Here is a 20,041-nt window from a genome sequence, read left to right on the forward strand (position 1 = left end):
TGGTGGCGGGGCACGCCGGAGCGCGCCGACCGCGGTGTCGTCACGCGGTCGGCCGGGGGGGCGGGGGTTGGTCAGGCGGCGGGTTCGCCGGCTTGGAGCTGCCAGAGGGAGGCGTAGAGCCCGTGCCGCGCGAGGAGTTCGTCGTGCGTTCCCTGCTCGGCCACGACCCCGCCCTTGTCCATGACGTGGATCCGGTCGGCGTGACGGACCGTGGAGAGGCGGTGGGCGATGATCAGCATGGTCCGGTCGGCCCCGAAGCGGCGGAGGGTGCGCTGGATGGCGGCCTCGGTCTCGTTGTCCACGGCGGACGTGGCTTCGTCGAGGATGACGACCGGTGCGTCCTTGAGGATCGCGCGTGCCAGCGCGATCCGCTGTCGCTGGCCGCCGGAGAGCGCGGCGCCGCGTTCGCCGATCACCGTCTCGTAGCCGTCGGGCAGCCCGGCGACGAAGGGGTGTGCCTCGGCCATCATGGCCGCCTCGACCACTGCCTCGTCGGCGGCGTCGAAACTGCCGTAGCGGATGTTGTCGGCGATCGTGCCGTCGAAGAGGAACGGGTCCTGGGAGACGAACCCGATGGCGTGGCGCAGTTCGTGCCGCGACAGCTCGCGCACGTCCCGCCCGTCGAGCAGCACGCGGCCGGAGTCGGCGTCCTGGAACCGCATCAGCAGCCGGGCGATCGTGGTCTTGCCGGACCCGGTGGCGCCGACCAGGGCGGTGACCTGCCCGGCAGGGATGGTCATGGAGAGGTCCTCCAGCGCCGACGGCCGGTCGGGATAGGCGAAGGACACGTGGTCCAGGACGATCTCTCCGCGTACCTCCCCGGCGTCGGCCGCGCTGCCGGCGCCGTCGGTCTCGACGGGCAGGGCCCGCAGCCCCTGGACCCGGTCGTAGGAGGCGAGGGTGCGCTGGTACTGGTCGACGATGCCGCCGAGCCGGCTCATCCGCATCAGCAGCATCTGGGGCAGCCCGATCAGCGGGCTGAACACCTCGAAGCGCAGGGTGCCGTCGAGTACCGCACGGCCGCCGATCAGCAGGGTGCCTGCCATGGACGCGGTGGTGCAGGCCCGGACGGTCTCGGCGTGGCGGGTCGTGCTGCGGTCGGTCCGCCGGGCGCTCTCCTGGGCCGCCTCGCTCAACTCGTCGACACGCTCGGCCTCGTGGTCCTCGGTGCAGAAGCTCTTGACGGTGGCTCCGGCGCCCAGCGAGTTGATCACCTGGCTGCCCAGCCCGGCCCGCCGCTCGACGGTGACGGCGTAGTCGGCCGCGACCCGGTCCTGGTGGCGCAGCGAGAGCCAGGCGACGACCGGGATCGGCAGGAAGGCGATCCACGCGATCTGGGGTGCCAGCAGCAGGAACGCCGGCACCAGGAGGGCCAGGCTGGTGGCCAGTTGCAGTACGTCGTTGGCCGGTCCGGCGAAGAAGGCGCCGAGCTGGCCGGCGTCGTCGGTGAGCGCGCTCGCCACCCGGGTGGTGCGCTCGCCCTCCAGTTGCCCCAGTTCGAGGTGCTGGACGTGGCGGTACGTACGGCTGCGCCAGTCGTGCTCGATGTCCTGGCCGAGCCGGCGCCACTGGAGGTTCGAGGCGTACGACAGCCCCGCCACGGCGGCGCACGCGGCGGCCACCAGCCCGGCCAGGCCCAGGAGCTGGGTGGCCGCGGTGGTCAGACCGAGGTTCACGAGGGGAGCTGCCTGGCCCTTGATGAGGACGAGTCCGGTCCAGCCGAGGAAGGTGCCGAGCGCCATCTCGGAGACCTGGCAGGCGACGGACAGGGCGGCGGCACGGGCCAGGCGGCGCCGGTGCGGTCCGGCGATCTCCAGCAGGGGGTGCCGTTCGGTGTCGGGTCCGGCGGCGTCCTGGGCGGTGTCGGCCGTTCTGCGCCATGCCTTGTGGAGGACGGCCACGGTCGCCGCGGCCACCCCGCCCAGCGCCACCAACTGCTTGCTCAGGGTCGACCCCTTGACCAGCGCGATCCCGGCCGCGACCCCACCGCCGACCGCGAGCACCGGTCGAACGGCCGGGCCGGGGTCCGCCCGCGGGGCGGGTGCCTCGGCGGGCCGGTCCGGTGCCTCGGCGGGCCCGGCCGGTGCGGGACGTACCGCTGTGGAGCGTACCGATGTGGAGCGTGCCGGTGCGGAGCGTGCCGCTCCCGCCGTGGCACCCGCGATCAGCGTGACGGCTCTGTGGACGATCCGCCCGATGTCCGTGGCACACACCCGCGCGTCGTGCCGGACGAGCACTCCGCCGGTGACGGGGTTGGCCCGGACCTCGGTGATCCCGGGGATGCGGCGGAGCGCCGCGGCGAGGACCTCGGCCGCCCGTGGCCGGCCGAGCACCAGGCCGACGTCCCAGCGCTGACGGCCCGGAGTGACCGAGCGCGGCCGTGCATCCGGTACCGGGTGACGGGACCCTGCTGCGGCGCCCATGAGCGATGACATGCGTACGTTCACCTGTTCGCGGAGGTCGGGTGGTCCGTCAACGCGCGCGGCGCGGTGCGGCGCGCGGCGGATCACTGCGACGGAGCGGAAAGTCCGAGGGCGGGCGGAGGCCCGGCCGGAAGGCCGGCGACGGGCCGGGACGCGCGCCGGGCGTCACTGGGTCTTGCCGGCGCCGGTGGCCGCGCGGACCTTCGGGCTCCTGCTCGGCCCCTCGCCCCGCTCGCCGGACTTGTCCTTCTCGTCGTCCGGGGCCGCGCCCTCGGTGGGCCGGTGGCTGTCGGCGGAGACGATCTGCGTCGCCACCACGTCGGCGGCCACCTCGGCCGCCAGGTCGTTGATGCTCTCTCCGGCCTCGTGAGCCGCCTTCTTCACGTCCATGACCACACCGACGGACGTCACGATGACACCTCGCACCAACGGCTTGAGGAATCGCTTGGCCAGGGGCACGGCGACGAGTCCGATAAGAAACGGCGGAACGACAGGGGGCATGATGCTCCAACTCCACGCAGAAAAGGGGACCGATGAATCAGCGCCCGGCGAATACCGGAAAACGCACGACGGACAGGGCGGAATCATTGACTTCCGGGATTCTTGACACCCCGCGCCGGACGACTGCCCGAAGGGAATGCTTCGTTGAATTACTTGCCACGAATTACTTGCCACTGCCCGGTGAGCCGTCCATTCCTGGATCACCGTAGTCCAGTCTTGTCTGACGAGGCCAAACGGTCCCGCGGGTTTCACTCATGCGAGTGCTCTTCCTTCCGGGAGGGCCGCGAAAGGCGGCTGTCACGCCCAGGACGATGTAGTGGCCACGCCCGAGGGTCCGACCGGCACGGACGGGTGAACTCCCGGCCGGCCGCTGGCGCACCGGCAGACGCCGACACCAGCATGGCCGCCATGGTCATCACGTACCCCCGCTCAGAGCGGACTGCCCGGGCCCGGTCGGCCGCGGACCGGCTCGCCGCCGACGGAATCGACGCAGTGGTGTTCGGCTGGGTGGACAACGCCGGGATCACCCGCGTCAAGTCCGTTCCGCTCGCCCGGCTCGGGCACGCCGCCGAGTACGGCGTCGGCGCCGTACCATGCTTCGACCGCTCCCTGGTGGACGACTCCTTCGCCGCCGCGCCGTCGGGCGCCGGCCCGGTGGGCGACCTGCGACTCGTCCCCGACCTCGACCGGCTCGTCCCACTCGCCGCACAGCCGGGCTGGGCCTGGGCGCCGGCCGACCTCCGCGCCCAGGACGGCGCCCCGCACCCCGGCTGCCAGCGCGGCTTCGCCCGCCGGGCCGTCGAAGCGGTCGAGGAGCGCGGGTTCTCGGTGAAGGCGGGGATCGAGGTCGAGTGGGTGGTGGCCGACGCCACCGGGGCCCCCGCGACGCTCGGACCCGCGTACGGGATGACCCGCTTCGTCGAGCTGTCCGACTATCTGCGCGAGGTGCTGCGCGCCCTCACCGACCAGGGGCTGACCGTGCTCCAGCTCCACCCCGAGTACGCCGAAGGCCAGTTCGAGGTCTCGGTTGCCACCGAGGGGCCGGTCGAGGCGGCCGACACCACCATGCTGGTGCGCCACACCGTCCGCGCCGTGTCCGCCCGCCACGGACTGCGGGTCTCCTACGCACCCCTCTTCACCGAGGGCTCGGTCGGCAACGGCAGCCACCTGCACCTCAGCCTCTGGCGGCAGGGCCGTAACCTCGTGCACGGCGGGCCCGGCCGCCACGGGCTGCACCCCGACGCCGAGCAGTTCCTCGCGGGTGTACTGGCCGAGCTGCCCGCCCTGCTCGCCCTGGGTGCGCCCGCCGTCGCGTCCTACCTGCGACTGGTCCCGTCGCACTTCGCCGGCGCCTTCCGCTGCTGGGGCCTGGAGAACCGTGAGGCGGCGCTGCGCCTGATCACCGGCTCCGCCGGACAGGCCAACGCCGAGTTCAAGTGCTTCGACGCCGCAGCCAACCCGTACCTCGTGGTCGGCGGCGTGCTGGCCGCCGGGCTCGCCGGGCTGGACGCCGGCCTGCCCCTCCCGCCCGAGACACCGAGCGACCCGGCCTCGGTCGGCTCCGCCGAGCGCCTCCCGGCGAGCCTGCCGGAGGCGATCGCCGCGTACGAGAAGTCCGCGCTGCTGCGGCAGGCGCTCGGCGGCGGGTTGTACGAGGCCGTGCTGGCCGTCCGGCAGGCGGAGGCGGAGCTCTTCGCGGGGCGCACGGACGCGGACGTCCTCGAGGCCGTGCGCTGGCGCTACTGACGAGCACCGGGCGCCCCCGGCGGACGCCCTCGGGCGACTGCCGGGGGCGCCGTCGGTCCGGAACCGGATCGTTCACGGGGGTCCCAGTGGCTTTGTCATGTAGACCGCTTCGGCACCGTAGCTCGCGGGCAGCCCGACCTCGGGACGGATGCGGTAGCCCAGTGGGGACCACAGCGGCTCGGAGCCGCGGACGGCGACCAGTGAGAGGGACAGGTAGCGAGCGGCCCGTCCGGTCTCCTCCAAGTGCCGCAGCATCCGGGGGCCCATGCCCCTGCCGCGGGCCCGCTCGGCGATGACGAGGTCGTGGGCGTGCAGGTTGGTCTCCCGACCGCTCTGCCCGGCCGGGCCCTCCTCGGCCAGGCTCAGGTCCGGGCAGTGGAACAGCGGGTACGGCAGTGCGAGCAGGTAGCCGCCGAAGCCGCCCCCGTGCTCCAGCACGAAGCAGGTCGAGGGTGAGGCACGGTGGCGGGAGCGCAGCGCCCGGCGTCCTTCGGACAGGCCGCTCGCGGCATAGGCGCGTTCCTCCAGGGCGACCACGTCGTCCCAGTCCTCGTCCCCAAGCAGCCGGATCCGGGTGCCGGTCACGCGTCTGCTCCGTCCGGGACCCGGCCGCCGACGCAGGTGTACGGCAGCGGCGCGAAGCCGTTGAAGCCGCGGGTGGTGTAGGCGGTGGCGTACGCGCCGCAGGAGTGGACCCACACCGGGTCGCCGGAGGCGAGCGCGCGCGGAACCGGTACCGGGCCGCCCTCGCGGGCGTACGCGTCGTCGCTGTCGCAGGTCGGGCCGGCCACCACGGCGTCGACGAACTGCCCGCCGGAGTGGGTGGGGAACTCCAGGCGGTACTGCAACTGGTCGATCTCGTAGAGGCCGTTGAACTTGCCGCAGCTCAGATAGAGCCAGCGCTCAAGGGCACCGTCGAGCCGGCGCCGGGAGGTGAGCCGGGCCACGTGGGCGCGGATCGCCCCGTGGTCGGCGACCAGGTGACGGCCGGGCTCCAGCAGGAAATCCAGCGGGCCGGCACTGACGGCGCGCAGCCGTTCCATGCCCTCGCGGATCGCGGTGAACATCTTGTCCAGCGGCGGTACCAGAGGACGGCCGCGCCGGTCGAGGACGCCGAGGGCGGGCAGTCCGCCGCCGAGGTTGATCCGGTCCGGGGCGATGCCGCGCCGGCCGAGCGCCTCCAGCACGGCGGCCAGCGAGTCGACCGCCGCGAGCCAGGCCTCGGCGGTCATCTGCTGGGAACCGACGTGCAGGGACAGGCCGGAAGGCACCAGCCCGGCGGCGCGGGCGGCGCCGAGCACCTGCGGCGCGTCCTCGGGCGAGCAGCCGAACTTGCGGCTGAGGCCCCACAGCGCGCCCTCGCCCGTGGTGGCGATCCGGCAGAACACCCGTGACCCCGGCGCGTGTTCGGCGATCGCCGCGACGTCCTCCGGGGAGTCGGTGGCGAAGTCGCGCACGCCCAGGCGGTAGGCCTCCCTGATGTCGCGGTCGGACTTGATGGTGTTGCCGTAGTGGACGAGCCCCGGGGGCACTCCGGTGCGCAGCGCCTGGACGACCTCCTGCGGGCTCGCCGCGTCGAAGCCGGATCCGAGCCGGGCGAGGTGACCGAGCACCTCGTCCACCGGGCAGGACTTCATCGCGAACCGGACGGCGACGCCGGGCAGTTCCGCGCACAGGGCGGCGTACTGGCGGCCGATGCCGTCCAGGTCGTAGACGAGGGTGTCCTCGACGGCGGCGGCGAGCGCGGCACGCAGGGCGGGGTGGTCGGTACTGCCGTCGTCGGCTGCCCGGCGGGGGCCGGTGATCTGGTGCAGTTCGGTGCTCTGAGGCGTCACGGGTGAACTTTCGGTACGACGTGGATGGTGGGCGCCAAGGATTTACCGGCCCGGTCCACAAAGGCATCAAGAACAATACGAGGTCAAGCAGTTGCGGCTTTCACCACGCTCACGGATGACCACGTTGTTTCCACCCGCGTCTTCCGTGGGAGGATGCGTCGGCGTTGCAGATCGGATCGACGGAATCGACGGACCGGGCGCGGCCGACGCATTAGCGCACCGGCAGGGAAAGGAACAGGAATGGCATTCCTTCGAGGTGAACCGATTCTGCCCGAGCGGAGCACCGTGGCATGACCGTCACCGGGGAACAGCCCCTGTTCCACCACACCGGCGCCGGACTGCCCGTGCCGTTCGCCGTCGCCGGGACCGGGCTGCACCTGCCGCCGGCGGTCGTCACCAACCAGGATCTCACCCGCACTCTGGACACCAGCGACGCGTGGATCACCAGCCGCACCGGTATCCGTGAACGCCGTCGCCTGGCCCCGCACTTGGCGACGTCCGACATGTGCGTCGCGGCCGCCGGCCCCGCCCTGGAGGCCGCCGGTGTCGCGCCCGCCCTGCTGGACGCGGTCGTCGTCGCCACCTACACCGGGGACCAGCCGCTCCCGTCAACGGCGCTGATCGTCAAGGACGCCCTCGGCGCCCACTCCGCCCTGGCCCTGGACGTCACCCAGGCCGCCTGCGCGTCCGGCATCCAGGCCGTGCTGATCGCCGCGCACCTCCTGCAGAACCCCTCCATCACCACCGTCCTGCTCCTCGCCGCCGACTGCGCCTCCCGGGTCACCGATCCCACCGACCGCACCACCGGCGTCTTCTTCGGCGACGCCGCAGCGGCCGTGGTCCTCACCCGGACCGACACCTCCGGAGCAGGCCTGCTCTCCTACGACCTGGGCTCCCAGTTGTCCTACGGCGTACAGATCCCCGCCGGGGGCTCCCGCCGGCCGACCACCGCCGGCACCGTCGCCGCGGGCGAGCACTACCTGCTCATGGACGGCCGCGCCGTGTGGAACGCCGCCACCACACGCCTGCCGGAGAGCATCACCAACGCCGCCCGCCGCGCCGGGGTGCCGGTCGGCCGGATCCGGTACTTCTTCCTCCACCAGGCCAACCTGAACATCCTCAACGAAACCACGGACGCCCTGGGCATCCCCCGCGAGCGCGCTCCCGTCACGGTCGACCGGCTGGGCAACACCGGTTCGGCCGGCCTGTTCACGGCGCTCCACGCCACCGTCACCGAGGGCACCCTGGCACCGGGAGACACCTACGTGCTGTCCGGCATCGGCGCGGGTTTCCAGTGGGGGTCGCTGTGCCTCCGGCACGGTTGACGAACCACGGACCGACGGTCGCGCCCGCCCGTTCGAGGGCAGATCGGTCACCACCTGGCGGCCGATCGCTGCAGGAACAGCTCGTCCGGTCACCGCGGACGCCCACCTCCGCACGGGCAGGGTCTGGAACACCGTCACCGGGGCTGCCCGGGCCGTGCGGCGCAGCCGTCCGGGCCCTTGAACCGGGCACCGAGGGGCCGGGACGGTACAGCCGCCGCACTCCCGGGCGCGATTCGTCCTCGGGCAGGGCGACAGGTGCCGGCGGGACCTCACCAGCCGTACACGTGCCCCGGGAGGGTTTCGCCCTGTTTTCCCACTCGCCTCATACGACCCCACTCATCCTGTTAGCTTTGAAATCATTGGTCACCGAGGGGGTCTGCGGATGTCCGGCGGTCGGGCGACGCGGCGGAACGGGCCATGCGTCGTGTTCGATGGGAAGCCGGCGTCGGAGCACCTGCCCGCGGAAGGGGCCGGGGGCCCGTGGCCCGCGCTGCCCGCCGAGCCTCCCGAATCCCGCTGGACCGCCTCGCCCCTGGCCCCGGGGACGCGGTCCTCGACGGATACGTGCGATCTCCGCCTGCTCCGTCGCGCTCGGTCTGCTGTCGGCGGTGAGGGTGCCGTTCGGTGTGGCGAACGCGGCCGGAGCGTTGTGGGGCGCGCCGGGACCTTGGACACTTCGGGCCATCGGCATCTCGGCGCTGCTGCTCACGGTCGCGGCGGTCGTACGGCTCCCGCCGCCGCGAAGGCTGCTGTCCGACAAGGTGTGGGCCAGGACGGAGGACTGAACGTGACGCTGGTGGCTCTCTACCGTTCCGCTCCGCTCCGGCAGCGGATCGCCAAGGGGTACAGCGTGTACGTCCCCGATGCCGGACCCGGCCGTGGTGCCGCGGACCTGGTGGCCACCTTGCTGGCGCGGCCCCCTCTGCTCCCCGACGGCCCGTCCGGGCAGCCGTGCGTCCTTCGGGCGGGCCCGCGCACCCGCGGAGCGGTGTGGATCGACACCGGCCGGGTCTCCCTGCACGACCCGGTCGCCCGCGCCCGGGTGGCCCGGGTGCTGGCCGTGTCCGTCGCCCAGGTGTCCGCCGAGGTCCGTCACCACGGCGGCCTGTTGCTTCCCACGGGATGGCAACAGCAGGCCGACCCGTTTCCGGGTCTCTGCGCCGACCTTCACTCCGCCGAGGTGCTGAGCCCGGTCCAGCGAGAAGTCTTCGCCAATCTCGTTCGGGAGCACACCGGACCCCTGATCGCCCTGTCCGGCCGTCAGGTGTACGGCCCCGGCGGTGTCGCGCCCGGCGGCTCGGCTCGCCTGTCGCGCACGTTCGGCCAAGTCAGTGCTCGTTACCTGGACTCGTGCGCGCCCGAGCACCTGGACCGGGTGCGTGTCAGACTGCTGCAGGAGGAGCGGGTGGGCCGTCTGGACGCCATGGACATCAGTCCGCTCGGGGCGCCGGAGGCGAACGCCGACGGAGATGTCACACTCCGCTTGTTCGACGCCCAGGCCACCGTCGCCTGCACGATGGCGCACGCCCTGCTCGTGCAGGCCCTGTCCATGTGGGCACGTGACCTGGAACGCACGGGACAGCGCACGCGCCAGGTACCGCAACTCCTGGTGGAGCAGAACCGTGCCCGGGCCGTCGCCCGCGGCCTGGCCGCCGAATTCCGGGTCGACCTGCCCAGACGTTCCCAGGAGCCTCCCAGAACACAGTCCGCCGGACGTGCGGTACGGGCGCTGCTGTCCGGCCTGATGCCGCACCTGCGTCAACTGGACGCGACGGTCGACGAACTGGCCCCCCTTTTCCTGGGTGTGGAGTTGGCCGAGACAGCGGCGGCTTCCGGTTTTGTACGCAACGAGGACGACCTGTTGACGCAATGGCACGAGGCTGACCGGGCCGCCCTGGATCCCGAACGTCTCGCTCAAGGCCTGGCCACTCCGGACTGGTTGACGGCCGACCACATCGGTTCGGTCAACATGAACCGTTTTCCCGGAAGTTGGACCACGGCTCGGATCTGGCTCGGGGAGCGCCTCACCGAGCCCGCGCCTCGGACGGACCGGAAGCGCTGCGGGCAGCCGGTCCGGAAGCCGGAGTCCTCCCGCGAGTCCGGTCGCCCGGCGCCCCTCAGCGCCGACCAGCTCCTCGGCCGCATCGCCGAACCCGACCTGGCCACGGCCGAGATCCTGGACGCTCTCCGCTCCTACTGCCGTGCCGAAGGCACCCTCGACCTGACCCGTCCCCTGCGTTCCCGCGGCCGGGACGAGGCGCGAACGCTGCGCCGGGTGCTGCGGCCGCGCGCCGAGCAACGGGTGAGGTGCGGGAAGCCCCCGGCGTCGTGGGAGGACGCCACAGCGGCCCGCGCCCTCCGTGTGGCGGCCGAGCGTGGGATCGCCCTGATGCACTGGGACCTGCCTGCGCAGGACCGCACCCTGGTGCGTGCGGCGCTGCGCAGGATGGGCCGGGCACCGGGCGGCGTACGGTCCGTTCTGCTGACCGACGCGACCTACACGGCCCGGGAGAACGAGAGGCGCGGCACGGTCGAGGTGCTGCTCGTGGTCTCCGGCGAGGAGAGCGACGGATGACCGGGCAGGACGTGGTCGTACCCGTCACCCTGGATCTGCGGGAGTTCCGGCACGTTCCCCGCTCCGCGGACGAGTGCGTGGCGCTGTGGGAACGCCTGGAACCGGTCGTGCTGTCCCTGGACCCGCGGGCCGGCCCCCGGGTCCGCTTCGACCTGGGCGACGAGGGGGAGGTCGGTGTCTGGTTCCTCGATCCGGCCACGGCGCCCCAACCGTTCGGCATCGGCACACGGTTCGCGATCCGGGGTGTCCTGGAACCCTCCGAGATCCGGCGTGTCTGCACCGTCTGCCGTGCTGCGGGCACCACCACCTACGCGCCGTACACGTGCGCGGGCTGCGACGACGGCCGGCGCGTGGGCCGCGTATGCGAGGCGCACGCTGTGTTCCTGGACGGCAGCCTGCGCGCCTCCTGCACCGGTCACGCTCCCGCCTGCCCGTGCGGAAGGAGGGCTGCGGCTTGGTGCAGCGGTCCCGACTGCCGCACTCGCAAGGCCTGGTGCGAGACGCATCTGCGCCGCCATCCGGGTGATCCGGCCGTCGCCCACTGCGAGGGCTGCTACGCGGAGCGCTTCCCGGCGTGCGAGCACGAGAGCTGTACCGGCAGCGGCTACATCCGTTGCGAGTACCGCACGCTCTCGGCGATGAAGCCGTGCGGCCGCCGCATCTGCATCGAGCATGCGAGGCGCTGGCAGGTGTACGGCTCGCACAGCCGGGGCCTGGCCCTGTGCACCCGGCACCACCAGCAGCTGCCCTCGACCTCACCCGAGGCGCTGATCGACATGATCCTGGCCGGCACGGTGGCCCGCAGCAGCCGCGGCAGGTCGGCGACCCGCCGCCGCGTGTCGCTTCCCCGCATCAGCATCGTGCGCCACATCCTGATCAACACCCGGAGGACCGTGCTCGACATGGAGGCCGTCGACGGCCTCTTCACCGCGCTCGAGACGCACCTGCGGGGGCGTACCCCGCGGGACACGAACCTTTCGACCGCCCTCGACCTGCTCACCGGCCACCGGGCATCACGTCGCGAGGACATCGAGCGGTTTCGGCAGCAGCACCTCGAAGGGCACGGTCACTACCACCGTCTGGTGCAGGAGTTGCACCGCCGCGACAGGCACGAACTCGCCGAAGCCGTGACGTTCTCCGACTACCGGCCGCGCAGCGGCATCCTGTTCGTCCACGTCCCGGCGCGCCTCCAAGGCCTGTTCCGGGGGAAGGGCGGTTCGTTCGTCAGGCAACTGGAGCACACCGTGGGTGTGAGGATTCAAGTGGAGCGCGGATGACTGCCTTCAGGTACTCGGCGGCCGACGCCCGGCTGGTCACGGTGAGCGGCCCCGGGCTGGTCGCCGACAACAGGCTCGCCGTCTCGCCGTCCCGCACGACGGACGAGGCGGCCGGCGTCCTCCGGGTGCACGACGCCGGCGGCGCCCGCTCGGTGGCCGTACGGGTGCTGCCCGCACCCGGCGTCCCCGCCGACATGGTGGTGGCGCCCGCCGCCCTGATCCACGAATACCGTGTGACACCCGAGGAGGGCTGGGAGCTGGCGTCGACCGACGCACGCACACCCGCGGTTCTGGAACTCGAGCTGCCCCCGGGACCTTCCCTCGAAGAAGCCACCAAGCTGCTCCGCGGCGCCCCGCTCGTCCACGGACACGTCTTCGCCCACGACTTGCAGGCGTCCCCTGACTGCTGGATCGACGCGTCCGGCACCCTCTTGCGGGTACGTCAGGTCCTGGACGACAGCGGCCGGCCTCTGCATGGACTCTTCCGTATCGGCCCGAACACTCAGCTGACCCTGTTCGCGCCGGGTGAGCGCAGTGGTGTGGACATCGTCGTGCTGGCGGACTGCAGCGGCTCGATGAGCATTGAGGACATTCCCGAGACCGCGGGCCACGAGGGCAAGTGGTTCAGCCGCCTGCGCACGAGCTCGTACATCTCCCGTATGAAAGCACTCATCGACGCGCTCGGCGCCATGATCGATGCCCGTACGCGTTACGACGGTGTGCGGACCCGTTTCGCCCTCGTCGGCTTCGACGACGGCCAGCGACCGGTCTTCCCCCACCAGTGGGGCATGGAAGAGGTGTCGGATGTTCACTCCGTCCAGCGCCTTCGCGGAGACGTGACGCTCCTTTCCTGCCGAAGCGGACGGGGCACGGACATCGGCGGGGCGCTGCACAAGGCCGGCGAGCTCCTCCACCACCACGGTGTCCCCGGCAACGAGCGCCTGGTCGTCCTGGTCAGCGACGGCGCGCACTACGCACCGGTCCCCGACGAACGCAGCGGCGAGTCCGTCCTGGGCACCCAGGACCCGGTGTCGCTCATGGAAGATCTGCACGCGGGCCTGAACATTCGCCTCCACGCAGTCGGCATCAGCGACGAGGCCTTGTTCGACCGCTGGTGGCAGGCCCAACGGCACCGCCCCGGCTGGACCGCGGAGGCTCCCGAACACATGGTTCCCAACCACCGGATGCTGCGCGAGCTGGTCACCGTCGCGGGCGGCGACCGACAGCGCATCGGCGGCCTGGACGTCCTGGAGGAGTACTTCGCCGAGCTCGGCAGCGGAGTCGTACGAGCCGTGGGCCGCCCGGCCCGTCCCCGCCTGCCCGCGTTACAGCTCACCCCGGGGGAGCTGGCCGCCGAGCCCGGGCGTCGCGTTGCGGCCGCCGACCCTCAACGGCGCCGCACGTGGGACAAGGCGGTCGAGGACGCTCTGCTCGCCCACGCCAGGGTGTGCGAGGCGTCGCTGGCCCGCCTCGGCCACCAGCTGTTCCGTTCCTCGCCGCCGAACGACTCCACCCGGCTGCGCCGTCAGTGCGCGGACCGGGCCGAGTTCACGGCCTGGCTGTCGGTCGCCTACCAGATCTTCAACGAGCGCCTGTACACCCCCCTGCGCATTCCCAAGAAGGACCCCGCGAAGGTACTGGACCTGCCTCAGCTTGCGGCACCCTTCTGGGACGGTCGCATGTCCGAGCTGCACGAACTGCGCAACTTCTATCACCATGACCGTGACATGGAGGAGCGCGCCGACCGGAATCGCACCGCGGGCGCCATCGTCCACAAGCACACGGGCAACTACGCCCCGAGCGAGCACGACACCGATGCCTGGTGCGCGCTGCAACTGGCGCTGGTGCGTAACCTGGCAGCCATCTGCAACGAGGCCCTCGCGATCCTCAACGCGGCACCCGACCCGCTGTCGGATTCGGAGAAACCCGAACCCGTCCCGGAGGCCGGTCCGGGCGACTCGGGCCGCATCCGCATCAAGTCGCAGGGCTACGACTGAGTACCTGGGGAGCAGCGGCAGTTCACCGGACGGGCGACGCCCCTGGCGGGTGCCGGTCAGGTGCGCGGCCGCTCCTCCTTCCATCGCCGGGACGTCGCACTTCCCGCGTACGCCCCGAGCACGGCGCAGCCCGCAAGGACAAGCACCAGCAGCAGCGCGCGCAGCGTGTCTCCGCCCGAGACCGTGTGGCTGTTCTGGTCCGCATAGCTCCAGAACGTCCGCCACCCCTGCTCGCGCAGAAGGGCGGAATCGGCCTTGATGCCGTCGGAGCGGGTGGAGGAATCTCCGGCGACCAGTGCGTACAGCAGCATCAGGGTGCCCTGTGCGAGCAGGGCCCGGAACGGTGGCATCCAGGTCGGGAGGGCCCACAGACCGGGACGGAAGGCCGCTCCCAGCCGGGCGGCGCACGGAACGAGCCAGAACAGGGCCGTGCCGCTCACCACCAGCGCCATCGTGCTCAGGCTGCGGGCGACGTCGAACTCCCAACTGGTCAACCACCAGACGAGCCAGACCGCGAGGAGGGGCGGGACAGCCCAGAGGAGAGCCACAGCCAGTGCACGTGCGGCGGCGGCTCCCCCGGCAGCGGATGTCGGCCGGGCACCCGCCACCCGTCGGGCGGGTGGTGTGGTCGGCTGCCGCCGTGGCGGTGTGCCGGCCGTTCGAGGGAGTCGTGGGCCGGTTTCCGCGTCGGGGCGCCGGTTCTCCCGCGCCGGTCGCTCCGCGTACTTGTCCAGCCACTCGGCCCCCGTCGGTGCCGGGCCCGGGTGCTCGCGCTGAGTGTTCCGCCGCCACTGTGCCGCCCTCGGTGGCTTCACCGGTACTCACCACCGTCCCGCTTCACGCCGATGCGTACGGGCATGTGGCCCCCCTTCCCACACGACACGGCCCGGTGCGACGCCGGCGTGCCGGTCCCACCGGGTGCCGCGCGGTGCTCCGCCCGTGGTTGCCGTACACGGGATTCCATCGCTCGGCCGACAGGGAGTCAAGTGGGCCCGCCTCCCTCACCGCTGTCTTTCCGCCGGAGAGGCACACGTACGCGACTCCGGGGGATCCGCGGAACCTGGCGGGCCCCGACTCGCCTGACCTCGGAGCGTATGGGCCGGGTTCCTCTCGGATCTCGGGCGCGAGCGGGTGCGGCAGGTGACGCGGGGCCCCCTCTCCCCGGCACGCGGGGAAGTGGACCGCGTTACCGCTTCCCGGACGGAGCGTCGTCCTCCGGCTGGGCCCAGTCGGAGCGGGTGTGGCGGAGGTGGTGGCGGACTGCCTCCTCCAGGCGGCCGGTGTCGCCCGCTGCCACGGCGTCCAGCATGGCGTGGTGTTCGCGGGCCGAGGCGTCCAGGGTGCCGTGACGGGCCAGGGCGTCCAGGCCGTACAGGCGGGTCTGGTCGCGCAGGGACAGGACCGTGTCGACCAGTCGCCGGTTGCCGCACAGCCGCAGCAGGCCGGCGTGGAAGCGGCGGTCGGCGTCCAGGAAAGCGACGACGTCGCCCGCGCCGGCCGCCGCCTCGATCTCGTCGGCCACCGCGCGCAACGCGGCCAGGTCCTCCGGTGTCGCCCGTTCCGCCGCCCACAGCGTGCCGGGCACCTCGAGGAGCAGGCGCATCGAGAAGACCTCGTCCAGGTCGTGCTCGCTCATCGGCACCGCCCGGTAGCCGCGGTTGCGGACCGGTTCCATCAGGCCCTCGTTGACCAGGGTGAGCATGGCTTCCCGCACGGGGCTGCTGGAGACGCCGAGCCTGGCGGCGAGGGCCGAGGCCGAGTAGATGTCGCCGGGCCGGATCTCGCCCGAGACCAGTGACTGGCGGACCAGGTCCAGCACCTGGTCGCGCAGGCTGGTGCGCTTCAGGGAACCGGCTGACAGGTTCTGCGCCATCGGTGCTCCGCCCGCCTTCTCTTGACTTCGGACTCGGAATGCATGCATCTTAACGGCCTACCGGCGACCGGTAGCCGGTAACCGACTACTGGGGAGTAACAACAGTGGAGAAGCAGGGCTACTGCACTCTGTGCCGCTCCCGGTGCGGGGCCGTCTACACCGTCGAGGGCGGGGCGCTCACCGGTGTGCGGCCCGACACCGCGCATCCCACCGGAGCCGCCCTGTGTGCCAAGGGGCGGGCCGCGCCCGAGATCGTGCACAGCCCCGACCGGCTGACCCGGCCCCTGCGCCGTACCACCCCGAAGTCCGACCCCGACCCGAAGTGGGAGCCCGTCGGCTGGGACGAGGCGCTCGCCGAGGTCGCCGAACGGCTGGGCCGGACCAAGGCGCGGCACGGCGCTGAGGCGGTGGCGTTCGCGGTGACCTCGCCCAGCGGGACGGCGCTGTCGGACTCCATCGACTGGATCGAGCGGTTCGTCCGGCTCTTCGGCAGCCCCAACATCTGCTACTCCACCGAGGTCTGCAACTGGCACAAGGACTGGGCGCACGCCTTCACCTTCGGCTGCGCCCTGCCGACCGCCGACTTCGCCGCCACCGACCTCGCGGTGCTGTGGGGGCACAACCCGGCCAAGACCTGGCTCGCCCAGTCCGCCGCGCTCGCCGACGCCCGCTCCCGGGGCGCGCGGGTGGCCGTCGTCGACCCGCGGCGGTCCACGAGTGCCCGGGACGCCGACCACTGGCTGCGGGTGCGGCCCGGCTCCGACGCGGCCCTCGCCCTGGGCACCGCCCGGCTGCTCCTGGAGCGCGGCGGGTACGACGAAACGTTCGTGCGCGCCTGGACCAACGCGCCGCTGCTGGTGCGCCGCGACACCGGCCGCTTCCTGCGCGCGGAGGAGGTCGACCCGGCGCTCACGGGTCATGTCGTCCAGGACGCCGTCACCGGGTCCTGGCGGCCGTACGACACCCGGTTCCCGGCGGCCCGTCCGGAGGACTTCGCGCTGGAGGGGACGTACCGGATCCACGCCGTCGAGGGGCCCGTCGACTGCGTGCCCGCCTTCCGGCTGTACCGGGAGGCGTGCGCGCCCTGGACGCCGGAGGCCACCGCCCGCGTCACCGGCGTCGGCGCCGCCGAACTGGCCGCGTTCGCGGACGCCCTGGCCTCGGCGCGTTCCGTCTCCTACCACTCCTGGACCGGTGTCGGCCAGCACGCGAACGCGACCCAGACCGAGCGGGCCCTCGCCACCCTGTACGCACTGACCGGCAGCTTCGACGCGCCCGGCGGCAACGTGGTCTGGCCCCGGCAGCCCCTCGCCCCGGTCACCTCCGTCGACCAGCTCGACCCCGTACAGCGGGCGAAGGCCCTCGGCCTGGACGAGCATCCGGTCGGACCGCCGGCGCAGGGCTGGGTCAGCGGCCGCGACCTGTGCCGCGCCGTGCTGGACGGTGAGCCCTACCGCGTACGGACCCTGGTCGGCTTCGGCAGCAACCTGGTGCTCTCCCAGCCCGACCCGAGGCGCACCGCGGAGGCGCTGCGCGCGCTCGACTTCTACGTCCACCTGGACCTGTTCCCCAACCCCACCTCGCAGTACGCCGACATCCTGCTGCCGGTCAACAGCCCCTGGGAGCACGAGGCGGTCAGGGCGGGTTTCGAGATCGGGCTGCGCGCCCAGGAACACGTACAGCTGCGGCCGCGGATGGTGGAGCCGGTGGGCGAGTCGCGCTCCGACACGGAGGTCGTCTTCGACCTTGCCGGGCGGCTCGGCATGGGCGCCGACTTCTTCGGCGGCGACGTCACCGCAGGCTGGAACCACCAGCTCGCCCCGCTCGGCCTGACCGTCGAGGAGTTGCGCGCCCGTCCCGGCGGGGTGCGGGCGCCTCTCGAACACACCTACCGCGCGTACGCGCGGACCGGCGAGGACGGGCGCGTCACCGGCTTCGCCACCCCCACCCGCCGTGTCGAGCTGTACTCCGAGCGGCTGGCGGCCCACGGCTACTCCCCCGTGCCCGGGCACACCGACCCGCACCGCGCCCAGGACGCCCGTTTCCCGCTGCGGCTGACCTGCGCCAAGAACGGCTACTTCTGCCACAGCCAGCACCGCGGTCTGACCTCGCTGCGCCGGCGCAGTCCGGACCCGGCCGTCGACATCAGTACCGGACTGGCCCGGCTGCGCGGTGTCGAGGACGGGCAGTGGGTGGAGCTGTCGACCCGCTCGGGCACCGTACGGATGCGGGCGCGGATCGATCCCGACCTGCACGAGGACGTCGTGGTCGCCGAGTACGGGTGGTGGCAGGACGCCCCCGACCTCGGGCTGCCCGGCTCCGATCCGCTCGTCGAGGGCGGCAGCAACTACAACCTGCTCGTGGAGGACGACGTACGGGATCCGGTCAGCGGCTCCGTCCCGATGCGCTCGGGTGCCTGCGACGTCCGGGCGCTGCCGCTGACGCACTGGTCGGGCAGCAAGGAGTTCGTCGTGGCGGACACCCGCCCGGAAGGTGCCGGCGTCGTCGCGCTGCGTCTGGAGCCCGCCGACGGCACCTCGCCCGGGGACTACCGGCCCGGCCAGCACGTGGGAGTCTCCTTCAGCGGCCCCGGCGCGCGGGGGGCGGACCCGGCCCGCTCGTACTCCCTGACCGGTCCGGCCCGGGACGCCGACCGCACGGGCTACGGCATCGCGGTGCGCCGGGTGCCGGGCGGCGAGGTCTCCGGCCTCGCCCACGCCGCCGCCCCCGGCACCCGGGTCTGGCTCACCGCGCCGTCCGGTCCCTTCGTGGTCCCGACCGACATCGGCCGTCCCGTCGTGCTGCTCGCGGCCGGTGTCGGGATCACACCGTTCCTCGGGTATCTGGAGACGCTGGCGCACAGCGGGGGCAGTGTCCCGGAGGTCGTGCTGCACCACGGCAGCCGGGACGCCGCCTCGCACGCCTTCGCCGACCGCGTCGCCGAACTGCGCCGGCGGCTGCCGCGGCTGCGCGTGCACACGCACTACAGCAGGAGCGGCCCCGCCGACCGGCCCGCCCACCACGGGCGGGTCGGCGCCGAGCACGTCGACGCCGGGCTGATCGCCCGCCGTGCCCGCTTCTACCTCTGCGGTCCCGAGGAGATGCTCGCGGACGTCACCGCCGGGCTCGTCGCCCGGGGAGTGCCGCGCTTCGACATCTTCACCGAGAAGTTCCACGCCGCCGCCCGTGCGGTGCCCGTCCCCGAGGACGCCCGCGCCACCGTCGAGCTGAGGCGCAGCGGCACCCGGCTGACCTGGACCCGCGCCGACGGCACGCTGCTCCGGCTCGCCGAGCGGGAAGGTGTGCGGCTGCCCAGCGGCTGCCGGCTCGGCCAGTGCGAGAGCTGCGCCGTCACCGTTCTCGGCGGGCAGGTCACCCATCTCGTGGACCCGCCCGAGGACCTGCCCGACGACCAGTGCCTGACCTGCCAGGCGCTGCCCGTCTCCGCCGACGTCGTCCTGGACGCCTGAGCCGTACCCGCCCGAACGTCCGCCGCCCGCCCGCACACAACCAGTGAAAGACCTTCATGCTGCACATCGACGCCGAACAGACCGTGGCCGCCCTCCCCTTCGACCGGCTCGTCCCCGCTCTGCGGGACGGGTTCGTGCGGGGCGCGCACAGCCCCGACCGGCACCACCACGCCGTCGACGGGGGCGGCGACGCCACTCTGCTGCTGATGCCCGCCTGGTCGGAGGGCGGCTTCCTCGGCGTGAAACTGGTCAACGTCTTCCCCCGCAACGCCACCCTCGGCCGGCCCGCGCTGTCCTCCGCGTACGTCCTGGCCAGCGCCGTCACCGGGGAGCACCTGGCGGTCATCGACGGCAACGAGCTGACCCGGCGCCGCACCATGGCCACGTCGGCGCTCGCCGCCACCCATCTCGCCCGCCCGGACAGCGGCGTGCTGCTGGTGGTCGGCGCCGGACACATCGCGAGCCTCACCGCCGACGCCTACCGCAGTGTCCTCGGCATCCACACCGTCCTCGTGCACAGCCGGTCCGCCGGCAGCGCACAGCGGCTCGCCGACCGGCTGAGCGGGCAGGGCGTCAGCGCGCGGGCCGTCACCGACCTGCCCGCGGCGGTCGCCGAGGCCGACGTCGTCAGCTGCGCCACCCTCGCCACCGAGCCGGTGATCCGCGGCGACTGGCTGCGGCCCGGCACCCACCTCGATCTCGTCGGCAGCTTCCGCCCCACCATGCGGGAGTCCGACGACCAGTGCGTGCGCCGCGGTGCGGTGTTCATCGACACCCCGCAGGCCGTGCACGAGTCCGGTGATCTGACCCAGCCCCTGGAGAGCGGCGTCCTCACCCCGGACGACATCCGCGGCACGCTGTCCGGCCTCTGCTCGGGCGCGGTGCCCGGCCGGCGTGCCCCGGACGAGATCACCGTCTTCAAGTCCGTGGGCAGCGCGCTCGCCGACCTCACCGCAGCGGCGGCGGTCTACGAGGCGTGCGGTCCCTCGTCCGAGAGCACCATGTCCCAGGAGTGAGCC

The 20,041-nt window shown here is 72.8% G+C and carries 14 protein-coding genes; 8 read left to right on the plus strand and 6 right to left on the minus strand.

Annotated features, from left to right (window positions below):
- Positions 1 to 71: 71 nt before the first annotated feature.
- Together HZS56_RS01030 and HZS56_RS01035 are read right to left on the minus strand one after the other, a co-directional pair.
- Positions 72 to 2,435, minus strand: a complete 2,364-nt coding sequence (locus HZS56_RS01030) for an ABC transporter ATP-binding protein/permease (RefSeq protein WP_253913533.1) — start codon at positions 2,433 to 2,435, stop codon at positions 72 to 74.
- A 153-nt stretch (positions 2,436 to 2,588) separates the two neighbouring features.
- Positions 2,589 to 2,924, minus strand: coding sequence for a DUF5132 domain-containing protein (locus HZS56_RS01035; RefSeq protein ID WP_216718704.1), 336 nt, complete (start codon positions 2,922 to 2,924; stop codon positions 2,589 to 2,591).
- Positions 2,925 to 3,332: 408 nt separating this feature from the next.
- On the opposite strand from HZS56_RS01035, the gene HZS56_RS01040 reads away from it, so the two are divergent.
- Entirely contained in the window at positions 3,333 to 4,670 is a 1,338-nt protein-coding gene (locus tag HZS56_RS01040; protein WP_216718705.1) for a type I glutamate--ammonia ligase, read from the plus strand.
- A 72-nt stretch (positions 4,671 to 4,742) separates the two neighbouring features.
- Here HZS56_RS01040 and HZS56_RS01045 read toward each other — a convergent pair whose 3' ends face one another.
- Together HZS56_RS01045 and HZS56_RS01050 are read right to left on the minus strand one after the other, a co-directional pair.
- On the minus strand, positions 4,743 to 5,255 hold the full coding sequence (locus tag HZS56_RS01045; RefSeq protein WP_216718706.1) for a GNAT family N-acetyltransferase: 513 nt from the start codon (positions 5,253 to 5,255) through the stop codon (positions 4,743 to 4,745).
- Positions 5,252 to 6,475: a type III PLP-dependent enzyme gene (locus HZS56_RS01050; RefSeq protein WP_216718775.1), complete on the minus strand. Its 1,224-nt coding sequence runs from the start codon at positions 6,473 to 6,475 to the stop codon at positions 5,252 to 5,254. Before HZS56_RS01050 ends, HZS56_RS01045 begins: the two co-directional genes overlap by 4 nt.
- A gap of 320 nt (positions 6,476 to 6,795) precedes the next feature.
- Between HZS56_RS01050 and HZS56_RS01055 the strand changes: the two genes are divergently transcribed.
- The 5 genes from HZS56_RS01055 (at position 6,796) to HZS56_RS01075 (ending at position 13,679) form a co-directional block, all read left to right on the plus strand.
- Entirely contained in the window at positions 6,796 to 7,830 is a 1,035-nt protein-coding gene (locus HZS56_RS01055; protein ID WP_216718707.1) for a 3-oxoacyl-ACP synthase III family protein, read from the plus strand.
- Between the two features lie 608 nt (positions 7,831 to 8,438).
- A complete protein-coding gene (locus HZS56_RS01060) occupies positions 8,439 to 8,615 on the plus strand; it encodes a hypothetical protein (protein WP_216718708.1) in 177 nt (58 codons plus the stop codon).
- A 2-nt stretch (positions 8,616 to 8,617) separates the two neighbouring features.
- Entirely contained in the window at positions 8,618 to 10,405 is a 1,788-nt protein-coding gene (locus tag HZS56_RS01065) for a hypothetical protein (RefSeq protein ID WP_216718709.1), read from the plus strand.
- Positions 10,402 to 11,682, plus strand: a complete 1,281-nt coding sequence (locus HZS56_RS01070; RefSeq protein ID WP_216718710.1) for a KH domain-containing protein — start codon at positions 10,402 to 10,404, stop codon at positions 11,680 to 11,682. Before HZS56_RS01065 ends, HZS56_RS01070 begins: the two co-directional genes overlap by 4 nt.
- Positions 11,679 to 13,679, plus strand: coding sequence for a vWA domain-containing protein (locus tag HZS56_RS01075; RefSeq protein WP_216718711.1), 2,001 nt, complete (start codon positions 11,679 to 11,681; stop codon positions 13,677 to 13,679). Before HZS56_RS01070 ends, HZS56_RS01075 begins: the two co-directional genes overlap by 4 nt.
- Before the next feature lie 56 nt (positions 13,680 to 13,735).
- Here HZS56_RS01075 and HZS56_RS01080 read toward each other — a convergent pair whose 3' ends face one another.
- Both HZS56_RS01080 and HZS56_RS01085 read right to left on the minus strand, forming a co-directional pair.
- Positions 13,736 to 14,227 (minus strand): hypothetical protein, encoded by a 492-nt coding sequence (locus HZS56_RS01080; RefSeq protein WP_216718712.1) that lies wholly within the window; start codon positions 14,225 to 14,227, stop codon positions 13,736 to 13,738.
- 638 nt (positions 14,228 to 14,865) lie between these two features.
- The gene (locus tag HZS56_RS01085; protein WP_216718713.1) at positions 14,866 to 15,552 is read right to left on the minus strand and encodes a GntR family transcriptional regulator; all 687 of its coding nucleotides are present in this window, start codon (positions 15,550 to 15,552) and stop codon (positions 14,866 to 14,868) included.
- Between the two features lie 104 nt (positions 15,553 to 15,656).
- Here HZS56_RS01085 and HZS56_RS01090 point away from each other — a divergent pair, with 104 nt between their 5' ends.
- Positions 15,657 to 19,022 carry a molybdopterin-dependent oxidoreductase gene (locus HZS56_RS01090; protein ID WP_308407956.1) on the plus strand — a complete coding sequence of 1,122 codons (3,366 nt, stop codon included), beginning with the start codon at positions 15,657 to 15,659 and terminating at the stop codon, positions 19,020 to 19,022.
- Between the two features lie 56 nt (positions 19,023 to 19,078).
- Positions 19,079 to 20,038: a bifunctional Delta(1)-pyrroline-2-carboxylate/Delta(1)-piperideine-2-carboxylate reductase gene (gene lhpI / locus HZS56_RS01095; protein WP_216718714.1), complete on the plus strand. Its 960-nt coding sequence runs from the start codon at positions 19,079 to 19,081 to the stop codon at positions 20,036 to 20,038.
- The last annotated feature ends 3 nt before the right edge of the window (positions 20,039 to 20,041 follow it).

It is taken from the genome of Streptomyces mayonensis, from assembly GCF_018982965.1.
GTDB classification, from domain to species: Bacteria; Actinomycetota; Actinomycetes; order Streptomycetales; family Streptomycetaceae; genus Streptomyces; species Streptomyces mayonensis.

Excerpts from the sequence above, each read along its gene's own strand:
- HZS56_RS01040 (WP_216718705.1), top strand. The coding sequence starts at position 3,333 with ATGGTCATCACGTACCCCCGCTCAGAGCGGACTGCCCGGGCCCGGTCG.
- HZS56_RS01075 (WP_216718711.1), top strand. The coding sequence starts at position 11,679 with ATGACTGCCTTCAGGTACTCGGCGGCCGACGCCCGGCTGGTCACGGTG.
- lhpI (WP_216718714.1), top strand. The coding sequence starts at position 19,079 with ATGCTGCACATCGACGCCGAACAGACCGTGGCCGCCCTCCCCTTCGAC.
- HZS56_RS01070 (WP_216718710.1), top strand. The coding sequence starts at position 10,402 with ATGACCGGGCAGGACGTGGTCGTACCCGTCACCCTGGATCTGCGGGAG.
- HZS56_RS01035 (WP_216718704.1), bottom strand. The coding sequence starts at position 2,924 with ATGCCCCCTGTCGTTCCGCCGTTTCTTATCGGACTCGTCGCCGTGCCC.
- HZS56_RS01085 (WP_216718713.1), bottom strand. The coding sequence starts at position 15,552 with ATGGCGCAGAACCTGTCAGCCGGTTCCCTGAAGCGCACCAGCCTGCGC.
- HZS56_RS01055 (WP_216718707.1), top strand. The coding sequence starts at position 6,796 with ATGACCGTCACCGGGGAACAGCCCCTGTTCCACCACACCGGCGCCGGA.
- HZS56_RS01030 (WP_253913533.1), bottom strand. The coding sequence starts at position 2,435 with ATGTCATCGCTCATGGGCGCCGCAGCAGGGTCCCGTCACCCGGTACCG.